Annotated in this window: 16 protein-coding genes and 1 riboswitch; of the genes, 10 read left to right on the top strand and 6 right to left on the bottom strand. The window is 66.3% G+C overall.

The features are described from left to right. Positions 1 to 17 precede the first annotated feature (17 nt). Both GTP90_RS03405 and GTP90_RS03400 read left to right on the top strand, forming a co-directional pair. On the top strand, positions 18 to 2,666 hold the full coding sequence (locus GTP90_RS03405; RefSeq protein WP_254451710.1) for a chemotaxis protein CheB: 2,649 nt from the start codon (positions 18 to 20) through the stop codon (positions 2,664 to 2,666). Between the two features lies 1 nt (position 2,667). Next, positions 2,668 to 4,413 carry a sensor histidine kinase gene (locus GTP90_RS03400; RefSeq protein WP_161082174.1) on the top strand — a complete coding sequence of 582 codons (1,746 nt, stop codon included), beginning with the start codon at positions 2,668 to 2,670 and terminating at the stop codon, positions 4,411 to 4,413. Between the two features lie 25 nt (positions 4,414 to 4,438). On the opposite strand, the gene GTP90_RS03395 is transcribed toward GTP90_RS03400, so the two are convergent. Continuing rightward, positions 4,439 to 4,891: a cupin domain-containing protein gene (locus tag GTP90_RS03395; protein WP_161082173.1), complete on the bottom strand. Its 453-nt coding sequence runs from the start codon at positions 4,889 to 4,891 to the stop codon at positions 4,439 to 4,441. A 29-nt stretch (positions 4,892 to 4,920) separates the two neighbouring features. Then, complete coding sequence (locus GTP90_RS03390) at positions 4,921 to 5,955, bottom strand: porin (protein ID WP_161082172.1); 1,035 nt, start codon at positions 5,953 to 5,955, stop codon at positions 4,921 to 4,923. Between the two features lie 135 nt (positions 5,956 to 6,090). Between GTP90_RS03390 and pdxR the strand changes: the two genes are divergently transcribed. The 5 genes from pdxR (at position 6,091) to GTP90_RS03365 (ending at position 11,908) form a co-directional block, all read left to right on the top strand. Further along, positions 6,091 to 7,536: a MocR-like pyridoxine biosynthesis transcription factor PdxR gene (gene pdxR, locus GTP90_RS03385; protein WP_161082171.1), complete on the top strand. Its 1,446-nt coding sequence runs from the start codon at positions 6,091 to 6,093 to the stop codon at positions 7,534 to 7,536. A gap of 349 nt (positions 7,537 to 7,885) precedes the next feature. Continuing rightward, the gene (locus GTP90_RS03380; protein ID WP_175047961.1) at positions 7,886 to 10,027 is read left to right on the top strand and encodes a S46 family peptidase; all 2,142 of its coding nucleotides are present in this window, start codon (positions 7,886 to 7,888) and stop codon (positions 10,025 to 10,027) included. Continuing rightward, positions 10,027 to 10,665, top strand: a complete 639-nt coding sequence (gene pnuC, locus GTP90_RS03375; protein WP_371875013.1) for a nicotinamide riboside transporter PnuC — start codon at positions 10,027 to 10,029, stop codon at positions 10,663 to 10,665. The genes GTP90_RS03380 and pnuC overlap by 1 nt, the downstream gene beginning before the upstream one ends. Beyond that, a complete protein-coding gene (locus GTP90_RS03370; RefSeq protein ID WP_161082169.1) occupies positions 10,662 to 11,186 on the top strand; it encodes an AAA family ATPase in 525 nt (174 codons plus the stop codon). Before pnuC ends, GTP90_RS03370 begins: the two co-directional genes overlap by 4 nt. Next, entirely contained in the window at positions 11,183 to 11,908 is a 726-nt protein-coding gene (locus GTP90_RS03365; RefSeq protein WP_161082168.1) for a hypothetical protein, read from the top strand. Before GTP90_RS03370 ends, GTP90_RS03365 begins: the two co-directional genes overlap by 4 nt. Here the strand turns inward: GTP90_RS03365 and GTP90_RS03360 are convergent. Further along, positions 11,905 to 14,049, bottom strand: a complete 2,145-nt coding sequence (locus tag GTP90_RS03360; RefSeq protein WP_161082167.1) for a TonB-dependent siderophore receptor — start codon at positions 14,047 to 14,049, stop codon at positions 11,905 to 11,907. The genes GTP90_RS03365 and GTP90_RS03360 overlap by 4 nt on opposite strands. 55 nt (positions 14,050 to 14,104) lie before the next feature. Then, positions 14,105 to 14,203, bottom strand: a riboswitch (TPP riboswitch). A gap of 174 nt (positions 14,204 to 14,377) precedes the next feature. On the opposite strand from GTP90_RS03360, the gene GTP90_RS03355 reads away from it, so the two are divergent. Continuing rightward, complete coding sequence (locus GTP90_RS03355) at positions 14,378 to 14,890, top strand: Imm26 family immunity protein (protein ID WP_161082166.1); 513 nt, start codon at positions 14,378 to 14,380, stop codon at positions 14,888 to 14,890. On the opposite strand, the gene GTP90_RS03350 is transcribed toward GTP90_RS03355, so the two are convergent. From GTP90_RS03350 to ompR, 3 genes are read right to left on the bottom strand one after another with little or no spacing between them, the layout of a single operon-like run. Next, positions 14,877 to 15,581: a hypothetical protein gene (locus GTP90_RS03350; RefSeq protein ID WP_161082165.1), complete on the bottom strand. Its 705-nt coding sequence runs from the start codon at positions 15,579 to 15,581 to the stop codon at positions 14,877 to 14,879. The genes GTP90_RS03355 and GTP90_RS03350 overlap by 14 nt on opposite strands. Further along, positions 15,581 to 16,942 (bottom strand): ATP-binding protein, encoded by a 1,362-nt coding sequence (locus tag GTP90_RS03345; RefSeq protein WP_161082164.1) that lies wholly within the window; start codon positions 16,940 to 16,942, stop codon positions 15,581 to 15,583. The genes GTP90_RS03350 and GTP90_RS03345 overlap by 1 nt, the downstream gene beginning before the upstream one ends. Positions 16,943 to 16,957: 15 nt before the next feature. Then, complete coding sequence (ompR, locus tag GTP90_RS03340; protein WP_161082163.1) at positions 16,958 to 17,725, bottom strand: osmolarity response regulator transcription factor OmpR; 768 nt, start codon at positions 17,723 to 17,725, stop codon at positions 16,958 to 16,960. Between the two features lie 172 nt (positions 17,726 to 17,897). Between ompR and GTP90_RS03335 the strand changes: the two genes are divergently transcribed. Together GTP90_RS03335 and GTP90_RS03330 are read left to right on the top strand one after the other, a co-directional pair. Continuing rightward, positions 17,898 to 18,293 carry a hypothetical protein gene (locus GTP90_RS03335; RefSeq protein ID WP_254451709.1) on the top strand — a complete coding sequence of 132 codons (396 nt, stop codon included), beginning with the start codon at positions 17,898 to 17,900 and terminating at the stop codon, positions 18,291 to 18,293. A 150-nt stretch (positions 18,294 to 18,443) separates the two neighbouring features. Then, complete coding sequence (locus tag GTP90_RS03330) at positions 18,444 to 20,348, top strand: flagellar assembly protein A (protein ID WP_254451708.1); 1,905 nt, start codon at positions 18,444 to 18,446, stop codon at positions 20,346 to 20,348. The last annotated feature ends 46 nt before the right edge of the window (positions 20,349 to 20,394 follow it).

Below are 20,394 nucleotides of genomic sequence, written 5' to 3'. Positions count from 1 at the left end.
TGGCAAGATGTAAACAAATGCCACTTTCCCGAGACGCCATATCGCCGGTGCAGGGCTCCTCCGGCGGTGCCCATGCCACGATGACCAAACAAACCGCCCATGTCACGCCCGTCCCCGCCATCGAACAAGCCTCGGTGAATCCAGCCAATGGCGCCGTGCCGGTGGTGGGCATCGGCGCTTCCGCCGGCGGGCTCGATCCGATCTGCGAATTCCTTGCCGCCGTGCCGCCTGCAAGTGGCTTCGCCTACGCTATCGTCCAGCACCTGGACCCGCTGCACAAGGCCCTGCTGCCGGAGCTGCTGCAGCGCGTGACCCGCATGCCGGTGCACGAGACCGAGGATGGCATGCCGGTCGAGGCAGACCATGTGTACGTGATTCCGCCCAACCGCGACCTGAGTTTCGACGGCGATAACTTCGCGGTGTTGCCGGCGTCCGGTGTGCGCGGCCACCGCTTTCCGATCGATAGCTTCTTCCGGTCGCTGGCTGCGCGCAGCCGGGAGCGGGCGGTGGCCATCGTGTTCTCCGGCATGGGGGCCGACGGCACGGCGGGCCTGACCGCGGTGCGCGAGGCCGGCGGCCTGACGATGGCGCAGCTGCCTTCCTCGGCGCGTTTCGATCCGATGCCGGCCAGCGCGATCGGTGCCCGGGTGGTCGACATCGTGGCGCAGCCGGGCGAGATGGCGGCCCATCTGGGCGAATGGTGGAGCAGCCATGACGGCGTCGCGCCGATGCAGGCCGACACCCAGCGCGACGCGCTGCGGCAGCTGTTCCAGCTGCTGCTCAAGCAGACCGGCGCCAATTTTTCGGACTATAAGCTCAGCACCATGTTGCGCCGCATCGACCGCCGCATGAAGCTGCGCCAGTGCGAGACGCTGGCCGCCTACGTCGCCTGTCTGCGCGAGAATCCACCCGAGATCGAGCTGCTGTTCAAGGAGCTGCTGATCGGCGTGACCAACTTCTTCCGCGATCCCAAGGTCTGGGATTACCTGGTCGCGACGGCGCTGCCGCAGCTGCTGGAGGCGCACCCGGAGGGCGCCGCCTTCAAGGCCTGGGTGCCGGCCTGCTCGACCGGCGAGGAAGCGTACTCGCTGGCGATCGCTTTCAACGAGGTGCTGGAAAAACTGCGGCCGGCCGCGCAATACACGCTGCAAATCTTCGCCACCGATCTCGATGATGATGCCATCCACCGCGCGCGTCAGGGCGTGTTCGGCGCCGGCATCGCGGACGACGTCTCCGCCGAGCGGCTGCAGCGTTACTTCATGCCGGCCGAGAAGGGCGGCTACCGCATCCGCAAGGACGTGCGCAACACCATTATCTTCGCCCGCCAGAACATCATTTCCGATCCACCATTCACCAAGCTTGATATACTGTGCTGCCGTAACCTGCTGATCTACTTTACGGCGAAGTTACAGGAGCAGCTGATCCCGCTGTTCCACTATGCGTTGAAGACCGGCGGCATGCTGATGCTGGGTAGTGCGGACACGCCGGGCCATTTCAACGAATTGTTCGTGCCGATGGCCGGCGCCGGCCGCATCTACCGCCGCCTGGACGCTTCCATTCATCGCGTGGCCAATTATTTTCCGACGCGCGTCAGCACCGTGTCGGTCCCTCAAGCCAGCGAGCCCCATCACCCATCCATGAACGGTAATCTACAAAACCAGGTCGAGCAGCTGCTGCTCAAGAAGCACGCGCCGGCCGCCGTGCTGCTCAACGCCCACGGCGACATCCTGTACATCCACGGCCGCACCGGCGCCTATCTGGAGCCTGCGGCCGGCAAGGCCAACTGGAACATCCACGCCATGGCGCGCGAGGGCTTGCGGCACGAGCTGGCCGACCTGCTCAAGCGCGCCGCCCAGAGCGAGGGCATGATCGCCTTGCGTGGCCTGATCCAGCGCGACAGCGCCGGCAAGCCGTCCGAGGCGCTCGACCTGACCGCCGAGGCCCTGCCCGAATCCGGGCCGTTGGCGGGCACCTTGATGGTGACCTTCGCCACCGTGCCGCTGCCGCCGGAGAAGCGCCGCAGCCGTTCCAACAATCCGCAGGTGCTGGAACTGGAGCAGCAACTGGCGCAGGCGCGCCTGGAGATCCAGGCGGTGCGCGACGAGATGCAGGCGTCGCGCGAGGAGCTCAAGTCGGCCAACGAGGAGCTGCAGTCCACCAACGAAGAGCTGCAGTCGACCAACGAGGAGCTGACCACCTCGAAGGAGGAAATGCAGTCGCTCAACGAGGAACTGTACACCGTCAACGCCGAGCTGCAATCGAAGGTCGACGACCTGTCGCTGGTCAACGGCGACATGAAGAATCTGCTCAACAGCACCGACGTCGCCACCATCTTCCTCGACAGTTCGCTGCGCATCCGCCGCTTCACCGACCGCACCACGCAGATCTTCAAGCTGATACCTGGCGACGTGCACCGCCCGCTGAGCGATATCGTCAACGAACTGGAATATCCGGGCCTGCAGGATGATGCGCAGGAAGTGCTGCGCACGCTGGTGTTCTGCGAGCGGCAGATACCGACCCGCAGCGGCGGCTGGTACACGGTCCGCATCATGCCCTACCGGACGGTGGAGAACGTGATCGACGGCGTGGTGGTCACCTTCATCAACATCACCGAGTCCAAGCTCCTTGAACAGCAGTTGAGGTCCATGCAGAAAGGCTCCGAATAACATGAAAAAGCGCCAGCGTCCCGAACTCGATCCAGTGCAGTTGCGCCAGATTGCCGAGTTGACGGTGCAGGCGCTGCCCAACGTGCGGCCACCGGCGGCCGGCGCGGGAGCCGATGAGCTCAAGCACTGGCACGAGCTGCAGGTGAGCCAGATCGAGCTCGATATGCAGAACATGGCGCTGGCCGAGTTGCAGGCGGAGCGCGACCAGGCCGAGGCTGGGCGCGACAGCTACGCCGAGCTGTATGACCAGGCGCCGGCCGGCTACGTGTCGCTGGACGCGGATGGCCGCATCACACGCGCCAACCAAGCGGCCGCCGTGCTGCTGGCGCGCGCGCTGGACGATTTGCCGGGGCGCGGCTTCGAGCAGTTCGTGGCGCCGCAGGCGCAGGTCACGCTGCGCGCCTTCCTGCACGACTTGCTCGCCAGCGGCGGGCGCGCGGTGCTGGAGGTGCCGCTGTTCGACCGGCGCGCGCGGCCGGCGTCCCAGGGGCTGCGGCAGGTGCGCATCGAGGCCAATATGGACCCGGCGGCGCGAATCTGCCGCATGATCCTGACCGATATCGGCACCGAGGACGTGCGTGAAGACGCGCGCAAGCGCGCCTTCCAGGTCCTCGACAGCATCGACGAGGCGGTGCTGGTGTGCGACGCCGCGCAGAACATCGTCTTCGTCAATCCCGCCTTCACCAAGCTTACCGGCTATGCGGTGGAGGAGGCGCTGGGCCGCAATCCGCGCTTCCTGGGGCGTCCCGGCGCCCACCCGCCCGGCTACCACGCCGAGGCGATGCGCTGCCTGCGCACCTACGGCAGGTGGCAGGGCGAGGTGCACAACCGGCGGCGCGAAGGCACGCCTTTCGTGGCCTCGATGTCGCTGACGGTGGTGCGCGACGACGACGGCACCATCAGCCATTACATCGGCGTGTTCTCCGACGTGACGGCGCGCCAGCAGGCCGAGGCCGCACTGCTCAAGCTCTCGCGCGAGCTCGATGCGCGGGTGGCCGAGCGCACCGCCGAACTGACCGAGGCCAATCGCCTGCTGATGCTGGAGGTGGTGGAGCGCAAGCGCACCGAGGCCGCGCTGCACGAATCGCGCGAGCAGCTGCGCAAGCTGGCGGAGCACCTGGAGACGGTCAAGGAGAGCGAACGCACCCGCATCGCCCGCGACATCCACGACGAGCTGGGACAGAACCTGATGGCGCTGCGCATCGATGTCTCCATGCTGGCCGCACGTACCAGCGAGCGCCATGCGCGCCTGCACCAGCGCGTGGACGCGGTGCTGGAGAATGTGGACACCACCATCAGCAGCGTGCGCGGCATCATGAACGAGCTGCGGCCGGCGGTGCTGGATCTGGGCCTGCAGGCCGCGCTGGAGTGGCAGGTGGGCGAGTTCCGCAAACGCAGCGGGCTCGATTGCACGCTGACGCTGCCGGATGACGCGGTGTGCGCGGCCATCGCGCCGGCCATGCAGATCGTGTTGTTCCGCAGCCTGCAGGAGGCGCTGAGCAATGTGCGGCGCCACGCCAGCGCCACCCGCGTCGACGTGCGGCTGGAGCAGCGCGACGGGCGGCTGCGCTTCAGCGTCAGCGACAATGGCGTCGGCATCCCGCCGCAGCACCGGGCCAAGAGCGAATCCTTCGGCTTGATCGGTATGGCGCAGCGGGTGGAATCGCTGGGTGGGCGGTTCGATATCGGCCAGTATGCCCCGGGGCGCGGCTGCATGTTGACGATGGATTTCGCGTTCCCGGCCTGAGCGTCGCCCCGGCTGCGGCGCGCGGTCAATGCGCCGGCCATTCGGCCTGGTCCAGCAGGACCGGTGGCAGTCCGTGTGTGGCGCAGTGGCGCAGATAGTCGTCCTTGCGGTCTTGCGTGGTGATCCGGCGCAGCACGGAGCCGTCCTGCGCCAGGTACTCCACCGCGCCGGTGACCACCACAAAGACCACCAGCGGCGTGTCGCCCGTGGCCTGCCACCAGTCGACGTTCCCTACCGGCTCGTACACATAGGCGTGTGGGCCGAGCTGCTCGCCCGTTCCCAATTGCCGGTGTCCTTGCAGATTGAAGGCGTGTACATGGCCAGTGTGCCGGTGCAGCCCCAGTTTGACGCCGGGCGAGAGGCGCATCAGCTCCACCCAGCCGCTGTCGCCGGGCAGGAATTGCAGGGGTTGCGACCATTTGCCTTCGCCCTCGACGATCCACTCGGAGCCTGGTGTCGTGTTTTGTTCGGTTTTCATGGTTCAGCCTTTCAAAAAGTGGTGGGGATTCAGAAGGTGTAGATCAGGCCACCGTTGACGGTGTGTTGCGTCGCGCCCGGCGCCGGCAAGTCCTGCCAGTAGGCCGCCACCGGGAACGCGGCGTCGCGGCTGTTGCGCACCACGGCGGCCGTGGCCCACAGCGTGAGCGCCGGGGCGAAGCTGTGTTCCCAGCCACCGGCCAGCAGCAGGGCGCGGGAGTCGGTGACGTTGGTGCGCGCGCCGTAGACGCCTAGGCGGAGCAGGTCGCGGTTGCCGATCTTGCGGTTGACGCCTGCCCATACGTGCTGCATCGAGGTGTCGGCGCCGGCGGCGGCGTCGGGTGCGCGTACGATGTTGTAGGCGGCGAACCAGGCGTTGGCGCCGCGCTCGTAGCGGGCGCCCACGATCAACTCGCGCGAGGCGTCGAACAGGCCGGACAGGTGGCCCTGGTTGTCGCGCGTTTCGTCGTAGATCGCGCGGACGTCCAGGGCGCCTCGCTGGTAGCTGAGCACACCGGCGGTGCTGCGGCACGCGCGTTCGCCGACGGTGGTTTGCAGGCCGATGGCCAGGCCGCCGCGCTCCGGGCTGCGATAGCCGACGGTGTGGCTCCACGCGTTCCAGCTGTGGCCTTTGGTCAGCGTGGCGGAGCTGGACCAGTTCAGGCCCATGGGATCGATGTACCAGACGTCGTTGGTGTAGGCCATGGAGCGGCCGGTTTCCAGCTTGCCCCAGGTTTTGCTTTCCACGCCCAGCGTGGCGTAGCGGCTGAACAGCATGCCGTCGCTGCCGACGGTGCCGGTGGCGGTGTTGAAGCCGCTCTCCAGGCGGGTTTGCAGTTGCAGGCCGGGCGCGATGGGCTCGGCCACCTGCATGCCGATCAGGCTTGTGCCCCATTCGCTGTTCGAGGTGCGCGTTACGTGCTCGTTGTTCGCGCCGATATGGTCGATGTAGGACAGGCCGGCGGTGATCGTGCCGTACAGGGTGGGGCCGCCGGCGGCTTGGGCTTGTACCGTCGCTGTCAGCAGCGCGGCGCTGGCTAAAAGTCGGTGCAGGCTTGTTGGCATGGTGTTGGTGGATGCATTTAAGAGGTGTACAGTGTCGCAAGCCTGGGCGGTGGACAACAGAGCCAGTCCGGGCAAACTTCAGGGTGCCGGTTGGGGCTTTTTCGTACCGGTTTTTTTCAGCCACTACAGGTCCAGATGGAGCCAGTTCTTCCGATTACCCTTGCGCTGCCGGAGCGTGGCTCCCGGCAGATCCTGCGTTCCATGCACCAGCAGATGCGGGCCGCCATCGTCGACGGCAGGCTGTCGGCCGGCTTGCGCTTGCCCGGTTCGCGCACGTTGGCCGAGCAGTGCGGCGTGTCTCGCAATTGCGCCATGGCGGTGTATGACTTGCTGCTGAGCGAAGGGCTGGTCGCGGCGCGGGCTGGTGGCGGCACGTTCGTGTCCGATATCTATCTGGCCGATCCGCCTCGCGCGGCGCACGTGGCGGCCGATCGCACGCCATTGCTGCTGCCGCGCTGGCGCAATGAGCCTGCCGTATTGCGGCCGTCGGCGGCGGCGCGGTTCGAATACGATTTTGTGGTGGGGCTGCCGGATACCAGCCAGTTCCCGTTCGATACCTGGCGGCGCCTGGATGCGCGCTCGCTGCGCCTATTGGAGCGCGAGCCTGCCGAGTATGCGGCGCCGGAAGGGCGGGAGGCGCTGCGGAACGCCATCGCCAAGCATGTGTCGTTTGCGCGCGCCGTGGCTTGCGGTGGCGCCGATGTGCTGGTGACTTCCGGCGCGCAGCAGGCCTTCGATCTGCTGGCGCGCATCTTCATCGAGCCGGGTGTAACCAGGGTGGCGATCGAGGATCCGGGCTATCCGCCGTTGCGCTGGGCGCTGGAGAGCGCGGGCGCGGTGCTGGTGCCGGTGCCGGTCGATGCGGAGGGGATGGTGGTCGATCGCATTCCGGCCGATGCGCGGCTGATTTGCGTGACGCCGTCGCACCAGTTCCCGATGGGGCAGGTGATGTCGCTGCGGCGTCGCATGGCTTTGCTGGCGTTCGCGCGCGAGCATGGCAGCTTGATTGTCGAAGATGATTACGATGGTGAGTTCAGTCATTCGTCGCAGCCGCTGGATGCGTTGAAAAGCCTGGACCGGGATGATTCGGTGTTTTATGTCGGGACGTTTTCCAAGAGTTTGTTTCCGGGGCTGCGGCTGGGTTATGTGATCGCGCCTTCGTGGGCGCGTCCCGCGCTGGTCGGCGCGAAGCAGCGCAGCGACTGGCACGGTGCGGTGGCGGCGCAGGATACGCTCGCGGCGTTCATCGACGATGGCGACCTTGCGCGCCACATCCGCAAGATGCGGCAGGTGTACAGCCAGCGCAAGCAGATCCTGATGGGGGCCTTGCAGCGGCATCTGGCGGGGAGTTTGTCGGTGATTCCGGCCGAAGGCGGGCTGCATATCGCCGCGCTGCTGCGCGATGGGGACCGGGCCGAGGAGGTGGCCGCGGCAGCGGCAGGGGAGGGCATCCGCGTCGAGCCGGTGAGCCAATATGCGCTGGCTCCCGCGCCGCCGAATGGGCTGGTGTTTGGACTGGGCTTGATTCCGACGCACCTGATCGATCAGGCCGTGCTGCGACTGACCAGGCATTTGGTCTAGTTTCGTTTTGCGTTGTACTGTCAGCTTCGCATGACGGCCTTGTATGCTGCGAGCAGGGCATAGGGGGGCCGTTGCGCGCTCGTTGTAGCATTCGTTCGATTTCCTCCCCTATTTTCTTCGGCTTTCCCATATTTAGAGCGGGAAGCCCGGGAATAGTCCAATGCTTGAAAAAATAGAAGGAAATCGAAGCGGAAATCGAAGTTTTGCTACAAGGAGCGCGGAGGAGCACCCCGTGCACATACTCCCAGGCAGGGTGAGCGCCAAGAATGCCAGGCCCGCTCACAAAAGCATTTTCAGCTATCCGCAGAAGGAATATACTGCCGCCAGAACTCAAACTGGGGTGTATATCTTGTTAAAATATCTAGTACTTCCGGTGGCCTTGATCGGCGCCGCAGCGGCGCAGGCCGACGAAGGCCAATGGCAACCGTATCAGCTGCCGCAGCTGAAATCCGAATTGAAGCGCATCGGCATCACCATCCCCGCCGAAAAACTGTCCGACCTGTCCAAGCATCCGATGAGCGCCATCGTGTCGCTGGGCGGCTGCTCGGCGTCGTTCGTGTCGGACGCCGGCCTGGTGGTGACCAACCACCACTGTGCCTACGGCGCGATCCAGCGCAACTCGACGCCTGAGCATAACTACATCGTCGACGGCTACCTGGCCAAGACCCGTGCCGAAGAGCTGCCGGGCGGTCCGAACACGCTGGTCTACGTGACCGACAAGGTGGAAAACGTCACCGCGCGCGTGCTCAAGACCGTGAGCGACACCATGAGCGGCAAGCAGCGCCACGACGCCGTGGAAAAATCGATCAAGGCGCTGATCGCCGAATGCGAGAGCGACAAGATCTACCGCTGCTCGGTGCCGGCCTTCCACCGCGGCCTGGAGTACTACCGCATCCGCCAGATGATGATACGCGACGTGCGCCTGGTGTACGCGCCGGCCGACATGATCGGTAACTTCGGCGGCGATATCGACAACTACGAGTGGCCACGCCAGGGCGGCGACTATTCCTTCCTGCGCGCCTACGTGGGCAAGGACGGCCGCCCGGCCGATCCGTCGCCGGACAATGTGCCTTACCACTCGAAGGACTTCCTGGTGGTCTCCGCCGCCGGCCTGAAAAACGGCGATCCGGTGCTGTTGGCCGGCTACCCGGGCCGCACCAGCCGCTACAAGCTGCCGTCGGAAATCCGCGCCGCGCGCGACTCGGCCTATCCGGCCAAGGTCGCCGAGCTCCAGGCCGACCTGGACGTGATCGCCGCCGCCACCAAGGGCAATCCTGCCGCCGCCGTGCGTTACGCCAGCGTCGACAAGAGCATGAACAACGTGATGAAGAAAACCCAGGGCCTGCTGGACGGCTTTGCGCGCAAGGACATCGCGGCCATCAAGGACGTGCAGGATGCGGAGTTCCGCGCCTGGTACGCCAAGCAGCCCGGCATGTCGAAAACCCTGCTGGGCGAACTGGATGCGGTGATCGCCGCCGACCTGGCGCTGAGCGACGAGGAATTCGGCTACAGCGTCGCCACCACCAGCGACCTGCTGAAGAGCGCCAGCACCTTGTACCGCCTGGCGCGCGAAAGCGCCAAGCCGGATGCGGACCGCGAATCCGGCTACCAGCAGCGCGACCTGACCTTCATCAAGGCCCGCCTGAACCGCCTGGAGCAATCGTATGTGGGCAGCGTGGACCAGGCGCGCTTTGTCGCCGCCCTGCAGCGCTACGCCAAGCTGCCGAAGTCCATGCACGTCAACGGCATGGATGCGCTGCTGCCGGCCGTCGCCGCCGTGCCGGCCCTGTACACCAAGTCGGAGCTGGGCGATACCGCCAAGCGCCTGGCGTGGCTGGACAAGGACGCCGCCGCCATCGCCGCGTCGAACGACGCCTTCCTGCAACTGGCGGTCAAGCTGGATGACGTGACGCAGTCGCTGAAGGAGCGCCGCAAGGAATTGGACGGCAACCTGGAACGCGTGATCCCGCAATACATGCAGACCGTGATCGCGTGGAAGAAGTCGCAGGGCAAGCCGGTCTACCCGGACGCCAATTCGACGCTGCGCGTGACCTATGGCACCGTGTCGCCGTACTCGCCGAAGGATGGCATCACCAAGGGCCCGTTCACCACGATCGAGGGCATCGTCGAGAAGAACACCGGCAAGGATCCGTTCAACGCGCCGCAAAAGCTGCTTGACGCGATCAAGGCCAAGCGCTACGGCCAGTTCATGGATCCGATCCTGGGCACGGTGCCGGTCGACTTCCTGACCAGCGCCGACACCACCGGCGGCAATTCCGGTTCTGCGGTGATGAACAGGAACGGCGAGTTGATCGGCTTGAACTTCGATTCGACCTACGAGTCCATCACCAAGGACTGGTACTTCGATACCGCGATCACCCGCGCGATCCACATGGATATCCGCTACATGCTGTGGGTGATGGCCGAAGTGGACCACGCCGATAACGTGCTCAAAGAGCTGACCATCAAGTATCCGGCCAAGAAAAAATAATGAACGAGCTGTCGGTTCTGTTGGGGTACCTGAACATGCCGTGGCATCTGGCAGGCGTGGCCACGTCCCCGCTGGAACTGGTGTCGTTCATTTTGTCGGTGGCGACGGTGTGGCTGAACATCCGCCAGAGCCATTGGGGCTGGCTGTTCGCCATCATCTCGTCGGCCACCTACGGACTGGTGTTCTTCGGTTCGCGGCTGTATGGCGACATGGCGCTGCAACTGGTGTTCATCGCCGTGTCGTTCTTCGGCTGGTACCAGTGGCTGCACGGCGACGACAGCCACGAGCGGCTGCCCGTGTCCACGCTGGATGCGCGCGCCCGCTGGCTGGCCGCCGCCGCGTGGCTGGCCGGCTTCGCGCTGCTGGCGTGGTTCCTCAAGTCCTATACCGATACCGACGTGCCCAACTCCGACGGTTTCCTGACCGCCGGCAGCCTGGTCGGGCAGCTGCTGCTGTCGCGTAAGAAGGTCGAGAACTGGCATGTGTGGATCATCGTCGACGTGCTGTACGTGGCGCTGTACCTGCACAAGCACCTGGTGCTGACGGCCGTGCTGTACGCGGTGTTCGTCGGCATGGCGGTGATCGGCCTGCGCGCCTGGAGCAGCGACGGCGCCAGCGGCCGCATGGCGCTGGAATGAACACGGCAGCGCCGCTGCGGGTGGCGATACTGGGCGCCGCGTCGTCCGGCAAATCGACGCTGGCGGCGGCGCTGGCCGAGCGCTATCAAACGCTGTGGGTGCCCGAGTACCTGCGCGAATTCGTCGACACCGAGGCCAGGATACCGGTGGCGGCCGACCAGTTCCACATCGCCGAGACCCAGCGCGACCGCGAGGATGCGGCCGCGCCGCGCGCCAACCGGTATCTTTTTTGCGACACGGCGCCGCTGATGACGGTGGTCTACGGCCACCATTATTTCGGCGGCATCGACGACCAACTGGCCGCGCTGGCCGCCAGCCACCAGCAGGACTACGCCATCACGCTGGTGACGGCGCTGGATATTCCGTGGATCGCCGACGGCTTGCAGCGCGAGTCCGAGGAGGTCAGCGTGATCGTCAACCGCTTGCTGCTAGACGAGCTGGCGGCGCGTGGGATACCCTATCTGCTGGTGTCGGGCGATCCCGGCGAACGATTATCCCAAGTGGAGCGGCATCTATCATGAAGCAGCGGCTGGCGGCGATCCTGATGTGCGTGTCCCCGCTGGCGCTGGCCGACACGGGCTACTACCTGGTCTCCACCTACGACGTGGAGGGCCAGGCATCCCTCGACTACCAATACTGGAACGCCCACTACAACGGCCGCACCGTGGCGGCGCCGGAGATCGGCGTCGGCTACGGCGTCACGTCGCGCTGGTACACCGAGGTGTATGCCAAGTGGGTCAAGCTGAACGGCGGCGCGGGCCACTGGCAGGAGACGGCCTGGCAGAACGATTACCTGCTGACGCAAGGCCAGTACGACTTCGACCTGGCGCTGCACACCAAGGTGGCCAAGGCGCGCGACAACGCCAGCGGCTATGCGCTGGAATGGGGACCGGTGCTGCAGACGGAAATCGGCCGCACGCAGTTCAACGCCAACCTGTTCTTCCAGCGCGACTATCGCGTGGCGGCGGGCGGGGGCGAGCATCCGATGGAGCTGACCTACCAGCTGCAGGTGCGGCATCACTGGAAGCCGTGGCTGCAGCCTGGCGTGCAGGCTTTCGGCGAGGTGGGGAAGTGGAACGACTGGCTGCCATACCGGCAGCAGTCGCACCGCGCCGGGCCGGCGGTGTTCGGACACCGCGATATCGGCCGGCAGGAGATCAAGTACGAATTCGCTTACCTGATCGGCAGGAATTCGGCACGCGCGGCGAAGAGTTTTTCGATGCGCGTGCAGCTGGTCTTTTAGAGGTCGAACTGGGCCGACACGCGGAAGGTGCGCGTGGCGCCCGGCATCAGGTAGCCGCCCAGGTCCGGTGTGACGTCGCGCCAGTAGAACTTGTCGAAGGCGTTGTCGATGCCGGCGCGCAGCGTGGTGTGGATGCCGCCGATGCGGGTGTCGTAGGCGCCGCCCAGGTTGAGCACATGGTAGCTCGGCACGAACACCTGGTTCTCCTTGTCGAACGCCTTCTTGCCCGAATAGATCCAGTTGGCGTTGACCGACAGGCCGGCCACTTGCGGCACGGCGTAGTCGGCATACACGGTCGACTTGAAGGCGGCGACGTCGGTGACGCGCTTGCCGTCCATGGCCGCCAGGCCGGTGTCGCGCTGGCGCGTGTTGAGCGCGGTGGCCGAGACGCCCACCATCAGGTCACGCGAGGCGCGCCCATTCAGCGACATTTCCAGGCCGCGGTTCTGCGCGCGGCCGTTGCGCACGTACGTGTTGTGCGCGTCGGTGTATTCCAGGCCCTTGCGGATCTCGAACAGGGCGACGCTGGCGCTCAGGTCGGGATGGATGTCGGCCTTGACGCCCGCTTCCACCTGCTTCGATTTGCCTGGCGCCAGCGCCAGTCCCTGGTTGGTGGTCTGGATCGGCGCGATGCCGCCGTGCTCCAGGCCCTGCGCGTAGGAGCCGTACACCGAGACGTTGGAACGCAGGCTGTACACCAGCGCCACATTCGGCAGCCAGAAGCCGACGTCGGTGTGGGCGGGCGGCAGCGTGGCGTCGCTGATTTCGTCGCGCTTGACCTGCACGTAGCGCGCGCCGGCGTGCAGCTTGAGCTGTTCGTTGAGGCTCAGGATGTCCTGCGCGAACAGGGCGCGTTCGTTGTCGCGGCGGCGTTCGGAGACCGGGCCGCTGGTGCCGGCCGCCGGCGCCACCATGAACGGATGGTAGATGTTGCTGAACGCGGTGCCGTCGGCGCCGGCCTGCACGTACAGGTAGTCGCCCCATTTCTCGCTGTTGCGGAACAGCGATGCGCCGCCGGTGAACTCGTGCTTGATCGAGCCGGTGCTGAACTTGCCCTGCACCAGCGCCTGCACCGTCAGCGGCGATTTCTTCTCGCCCAGGCTGATGTAGTCGTAGACATCGTAGTCGCCGTTGCCGCAGAAGCCGGGGTACAGCAGCTGCGCCGTGCAGCCGTAAGGGAAGGCGGTGTAGTCGTCGCGCTTGAACTGGTGCTGGTTGGCGCTGACGGTGGCGCTCCAGTCGGGCGTGAACAGGTATTCGAAGCGCGCGCCGATGTTGCTGCTGGTGGTTTCCACCGGGCGGCTCCACGGCTGGTTATTGAGCATGGTGTCGGCCGCGATGTTCGGCAGCGTCGCGTTGTTCAGCAGCTGGAAGCCCGGTGCGGTCACCTGCGATTTCTTCTGGTAGTCGGCGTCCACCTGCAGCAGCGCCTGCGGCGAGATCTTCCAGTCGAAGGCGGCCGAGACGAACTTGCGGTTGCCGTCGGCGCCCTTGATGTAGGAGCGCAGGCGCTCGGCCGCGACGTTGACGCGGTAGCCGAAGCGCGGATCGTCGAAGCGTCCGCCCAGGTCGGCGGCGCCGTACAGCGTGCCGCGTTCGCGCTCTTCCAGCACCACGGTGCGCAGCGCGGTTTCGGTCGGGCGCTTGGTGACGTAGTTGACCACGCCACCCGGCGCCGACACGCCCGCCTGCAGGCCGGACAAGCCTTTCAGTACTTCCAGGCGTTCCTTGTTTTCCAGCGGGATCTGGGCGTCGGCCGAGACGGACATGCCGTCCTTGCGATAGCTGGAGGCGTTGTCCAGCTTGAAGCCGCGGATGGAGAACTGCTCCGCGTAGCCGACCGCGTTGTAGGCGTCGCTCAGGCTGGCGTCGAACTTGGCGGCGTCGGTGGTGGAGCGGACCTGGCGGTCCAGCATCTGCAGCGAGGTCATCACGCTGACCGAGGCCGGGGTCTCCAGCAGCGGCGTGTTGGCGAAGCCGGCCACGGAGGCGCGGCTGGCCTGCGCCTTGGCGCCGGTGATCACCACTTCGGGCAGGGCCTGCGCGTCGGCGGAGGCGTCAGTAACGGCTGCGGCGGCGGCCGGGAAGGCCTGGAGCAGCGCCAGCGCGATGGCCGACACTGCGAAACTTGGTTTGTACATGGTGTGCTCTCTGTTGTTCTCGGCTGGGAGCCGCGAAGAGAGCCATCAAAGGAGGGGGAACCACTTTGCGCTTTCCTTCGCTGGCATTATCCAGATCAGGTACGAAGGGTATCTCTCACCCGGCAGCAAAGCTCCAGGACCCCTAGCGAGGCGGTAGTGTAGCACAGGCGCGGGGCGCGGTGCCGTGCGCCGTGTTCCGCGCCGCGCCTTTACACTGGCGGTTTGCGCCGCAGGGCGCCAACGAAGCAGTCACAGCTTTTACGGAGGCGCCATGATGTCCGTGCATTTTGGCGACACCGTGCTGCATCGTGCAAGCGAAAGGGTAGGGATGAGGCAGTCGTATCAAGAGGGGAGCTGGTTTGCGATTCCGTTGCTGGACGGCGGCTACGGCTGGGGGCTGGTGGCACGCCTGTCGCCGGGCAGCAAGATCATGCTGGCGTATCTGTTCGGCCCCAAGCTCGCGCGCCTGCCGTCGCAGGAGGAGCTCAACACCTTGCAGCCGCAGGACGCGGTCAAGGTGCTGCGGGTGGGCGACATGGCGCTCGCCAGCGGCCACTGGCGCGTGCTGGGGGAGGTCGCCGACTGGAACCCGGCGCTGTGGCCGATGCCGCAGTTCTTGCGCCGCGCCGACTCGCTCAAGCGCGCCTGGCGCGTCACGTATTCGGACGCGGACCCGAGCCGCTCGGAACGCGAGGAGTCCGTGCCCTACGATACCGAGGGGCTGGAGGCCGATTCGCTGTACGGTTACGGCTCCACCGAGCTGTTGCTGACCCGCCTGCTGGAGCCGGCCGACCATCCGATCAACCGCGGCAGCGGTGGCGGCGGCGTCAGTCGCAGTTGACGTTCCAGGCCGCGTAGTCGCCCCGGTGCTTGCGCACGGCGACGCGGACGGTCGTGTCGCGGTCGCTTTCAAACACCAGGTTGAACATCACGGACGCGCCGGCCGCCGGCGGCGCCGGTTCGATCGCGCGCAGCGTGAAGGGCAGGGCGCGCTGGCGGATGCAGCGCGAGTTGCCGGCCAGGAGCAGGCGCGCGCGGCTCAGCAGTTCGGGATACTGGCGCAGCAACGCCACCACGTCCTCCGGCGGCAGCGCCTGGTCCATCAGCACCGTGTGCGGGGCGGCGGTGCAGATGGTCTTGGGCTGCGCCAGCCACACATGCCAGCTGGGCGGCTGCGCCGAATCGCTCCAGCGCGCATCCCTGGGCGCCTTGGCGTCGTAGATGAAGCTGGAGCGGATCTGCCGGCACAGGTCGACCGCCGAATGGCGCGGCGCCGAATCGACGCGGGCGATCACCTGCCAGGGCTTGCCGCGCTGGCGCTCGATGTCGAACTCGGGCGCGAACAGCGGCTGCACCACGCGCGCGCCTTTGGACTCGGCCAGCATCTTCTGGCGGTAGTAGTCGTCGAAACTGGCGCGTTCCTCGCCGGTGGGCTGGCGCTGTTCGATGCGCGGCGGCGCGGGCGGCTTGGCGGCGGCGGCCAAAGCCTGGCCTGCCGCGATCAGCAGCAATGCGATCGACAGCGCCCGCATCAAGCCGCCTTCATCACGATCTGGATCTGCAGGCCGCCGCCTTCGCGGTTGCGCACCTGCAGCTCGGCGCCGTGGCGCTGCATCACGCGGTCGACGATGGCCAGGCCCAGGCCGGCGCCATTGGCCTGGCCGCGCGCGGCGTCGAGCCGGGTGAAGGGCTTGAGCAGCTGCTCGATCTGTTCGGGCGGCACGCCGCTGCCGTGGTCCTGCACCTCGATCAGCACGCGGCGCGAGGTGTGCATGCCCTTGATGCTGCACTTGATGTCGATCTCGGTCAGCTCGCTGCCGGGCGTCTTGCCGTAGCGGCGGGCGTTCTCGATCAGGTTGTTGATGACGCGCTTGATGTCGGTGGCGTTGCCCATCACGTGCGCGTTGGGGACGATGTCGGTGTGGATGCGCACGTCCGGCAGCCGGCTGGCCTCATGCGCGGTGTCGCTCAGCAGTTCGCTGACGTCGACGTTGATGAAGCTCGACACCTCGGTCGGCTTGGCGTAGTCGAGGAACTGGCCGATGATGTCGTCCATCTGCGCGATGTCGGACTGGATGCCCTCGCGCGCCTCGTTCGACAGGTTGGCCATCTCCACCTCCAGCTGCATGCGCGCCAGCGGCGTGCGCAGGTCGTGCGAGATGCCGGCCAGGATCACCGCGCGGTCGGACTCCACCTGCTGCAGCTGGTCGACCATCTGGTTGAAGCTGCGGTTGGCCACCATGATTTCCATCGGCCCCTTTTCCGGCAGCGGGTCCGGGCGCTTGCCCTGGGCGAAGGCGCGGGTGGCCTGCGTCAGGCGGCGCAGCGGCAGGTTGATCAGGCTGGAGATGAAGGCCGCGCCCAGCAGCGACACCACCGACACCACGCTGGCCCAGCCCAGCCACTGGATGCCGGTCAGGCCGCGGATGCGCTCGCGCTCGAGCATCAGCCAGTAGGCATCGTCGTCGATCTTGAAGCTGACCCAGAAGCCGGCCACGCCGTTCACGCGCGCCGAGAAGCGGGTGTCCTCGCCCAGCTTGGCCTTGACCAGCTTCTGGATGTCGGGCATCAGCGCGTTGTCGGGCGGCGGATCGACCTTGTCGTCGTCCTCCAGCGTGAACACGCGGATGCCCTCGTTGGACACCAGGTCGAACAGCAGCTCGCGCCGCAGCTCGGGCGCGGAGTGGGTCAGGGCGGCGTGGGTGATGGTGACCACCGAGATCACCTGCGACGAGATCTGCTGCACCTGCGGCTCGTGCTGCACCACGCTGATCATGCCGACCCAGGCTGTCATGCTGGTGGTGGTGAGCGCGCCCAGCAGGAAGAAGGTGCGCCAGAACAGGCCGCTCTTGAGGCTGGCGATGCGGAATGCGAACGGAAACTTCAACTTCATGCGCGCGTCCGCGCCTTAGCGCGGCTGCCCCTCCGGAATGAACACATAGCCCAGGCCCCAGACGGTCTGGATGTACAGCGGGCTCGACGGATCGGGCTCGATCAGCTTGCGCAGGCGCGAGATCTGCACGTCCAGGCTGCGGTCGAACACCTCGTATTCGCGGCCGCGCGCCAGCTCCATCAGCTTCTCGCGCGACAGCGGCTGGCGCGCGTGGCGGGCGAATACTTTTAGTACCGAAAATTCGCCCGTGGTCAGCGGCACGGTCTCGCCGTTTTTCTTCAGCGTGCGGGTGCCCAGGTCCAGGATGAACTGGCCGAACTCGAACGATTGCGGGGTTTCCGACGGCGCGCCGGGGATCTCGTCCGGGCCGCGGCGGCGCAGCACGGCGCCGATGCGCGCCACCAGCTCGCGCGGGTTGAAGGGCTTGGGCAGGTAGTCGTCGGCGCCCATTTCCAGGCCGACGATGCGGTCGACGTCCTCGCCCTTGGCGGTCAGCATGATGATCGGCGTCTGGTCGCCGGCGCCGCGCAGGCGGCGGCAGATCGACAGGCCGTCCTCGCCCGGCAGCATCAGGTCCAGCACCAGCAGGTCGTAGCGCTCGCGCAGCCACAGCTTGTTCATGGCGGTCGCGCTCTCGGCGGTGAAGACGTTGAAGCCCTGCTCGGTCAGGTAGCGCCGCAGCAGGTCGCGCAGACGGACGTCGTCGTCCACTACCATAATCTTGGCCTGGTGGCCATGCTGGTTGGCCGAGGTGTTGCCGGATTCAGTCGTTGTGCTAGTCATGGGGCCTGCCAGATTTGTCATATTCATGTTGCTATGGTAACGTCATAATCGCATTGCGAAAACGTCTGTGACAACCCATTACAAAGTGTTACAAACTTTACCCAATTCGTCTTACCCCCTCAGGTAAAGCATCATACACTCTGGGCATGGATTCAGCTTTTTAGGAACGCCAATGGGCATCGATCACAAAAAAAACTACGCGGCAGCAAGCGCAACTTTTTGCGTTCGATCCCTTCTGGGTGTGCTGTTGCTGAGCGGCGCGGCCGCCATGGCGCACGACGGTTCCGGCGAGCGCGATGCGCCGCGGCGCGAGGATCCACGCGGCCTGCCGGCCCGCGAAGCCCAGCAGGTGCGCCAGGAAGTGCGCCAGCAGGCCGAACCCCGCCAGATCGATCCGCGCAGCTACGAGGCGCGCGCCGAGGAGCAGCGCCGCGCCATGCAGGATGCGGGCCGCAACGCGGAAATGAGCCGCCGCGCCGGGCGCCTGACGCCGGACGAGCGGCGCGACCTGCGCCGCCAGATCAACGAGGTCGGACAGGACATTTACGCCAATCCGCCGCGCCATTGAATCGGATGTTATTGAACTAACATTGATCTGTAGCAATAAGTTCACAGTTATAGTCCGCCTGCCACGGAAATCACTTTCTTTTCCTTGATCTGAGTGTAAGATTCGTTAATTACACGCAATGCCTTCCGGCCGCGTGCCGTTGGGAGAAAGATGGTGGTTCAAGAGGTTGCCCCTGTCGCGCCAGGCGAGGAGCTGCACGCTCCGGGGGCCGGCTTGCCCGTCGGGCTGGCGAAGCGGCCGGACGGCATCTATATCGACCTGTCGCTGTCGCCGCTGACGCTGACCGCCGCCATCAACGAAGTCTTTCATTCCCACTGCTATTTCGCCGGCCTGAACTATCCTGTGCTGAACAAGGCGCTGTACGGCATCGGCCCCGAGGTGGGCAAGCCGGGCTGGGCGCGCATGGCCGACGAGGTGCGCGTGCTGGCGCCCGAGCGCATCGCGCTGTACAAGAATCCCAAGCTGGGGCGCGGCTACGCCGAATACTATTTCGAGACGCTGTACCTGGACGAGATGACGCTGCCCGACGGCACCGTGATCCCCGAGCGGCCGACCCGCCTGGACGTCGACGAGTTCGTGGCCGAGATGTGGAACAAGGGCATCCTGTTCGGCATCGAGGTGGCGGCCGTGGCGGCGGCGATCGCCTCCACCAAGGCCGACCGCATCACCGTGGCCACCGAGCTGGAGCCCGAGCCGGGCCAGGACGCGACGGTGGTCGAGGTGTCGTCCGACCTGCACCGCAGCGACGCGCCCAAGACCCGTGCCGACGGCCGGGTCGACCTGGGCAGCTTCCAGAACCGCTTCCCGCAGATCAAGGCCAACGTGCGGCTGCTCAAGAAGCTGCCGCCGGTGCCGGGCCATCCAGGCTTCGACCTGGCCGGCCGCATGACGCCGGCCGCCGCGCCCAAGGACCTGACGCTGCGCTTCTTCGCCGGCGACGGCACCGAGGCCAGGGAGCTGGAGGACGGCGAGTACCTGGTGTCGACCCGCGAAGGCTTCCTGAACGTGGACGCCAAGTCCAACCGCATCTCCATCACCGATAAAATCGTCAGCACGGACGGCGTCAGCGGGCGCACCACCGGCAACCTGCAGCTGGCCGGCGCCTACGAGGAATTCGGCGACGTGCAGGAGCAGCGCGACGTCACCGGCGGCGACATCACGGTGCACGGCAATGTCTACGGCAACATCCATTCGCGCGGCGGCACCGTGGTGCTGGACCAGAACCTGGTCAGCGGCAGCATCGCCAACGCGGCCGGGAACATCACCGTGACCGGCGTCGCCTCCGGCTCGGTGATCCATACCGCCAAAGGCGCGGTGCATGTCGGCCGGGCCGAGAACTGCGTCATCTCCGGCACCATCGTGACCGTGGGCGAGGCCTCCAACTGCGAGATCATCGCCGACGAGATCCGCATCGAGGTGGCCGAGGGCTGCGCGGTGGCGGGCCGCAACGTGGAAATCGACAGCGCCGGGCCGCGCCGCCGCACCGAGATGGTGGTGTATGTGCTGGTCAAGGACGTGAGCCAGTTCGACCAGGAGATCGCCGACCTGGAACAGCGGGTGGCCGGGTTCGAGGCGGCCAACGTGGCGGCGCAGCAGGAGGCCGAACGCATCGCGGCGGTGCCGGACGTGCGGCGCTACCTGGCGCTGGCGGCCAAGCTGCGCGCCCAGGAGTTGCAGCTCAACGCCGAGCAGAGCCTGCTGCTGCGCAAGATCGCCGGCGCCGTGGCGACCGAATTGCAAGCCATCGCCAAGCTGCGCACCGACCTGCAGGCCGGCCAGACGCAGCAGAAGCTGTTGCGGGACAAGCTGGCGCGCGTGATCGAGCAGAAGGTGGAGGCGGCCGGCATCGCGCGCTGCGGCCTGCGCATGGTCAGCGGCGAGACCATGGTGCGCACCATGCCGTTCCAGGCCGATGTCGCCGCGTTGACGCATCTGCCGGCCAAGGACATCAAGCAGCGCCTGCGCGGCTCGCCCAGCGGCGAACTGCTGTTCTGCGACAGCGCCGGTTCGCTGGACTGGCACCTCAATGCGCGGCAGCGCCCTGTGAACGCCTAGCCATGGCGTGTGCACAATGCGGAGGGTTCATGCTAAGCTGGATTCA

This window comes from Duganella vulcania (genome assembly GCF_009857655.1).
Taxonomy (GTDB): domain Bacteria; phylum Pseudomonadota; class Gammaproteobacteria; order Burkholderiales; family Burkholderiaceae_D; genus Rugamonas; species Rugamonas vulcania.
The sequence above is the reverse complement of the archived record's forward strand: the minus strand, read 5'-3'. Positions and strand labels throughout refer to the sequence as shown.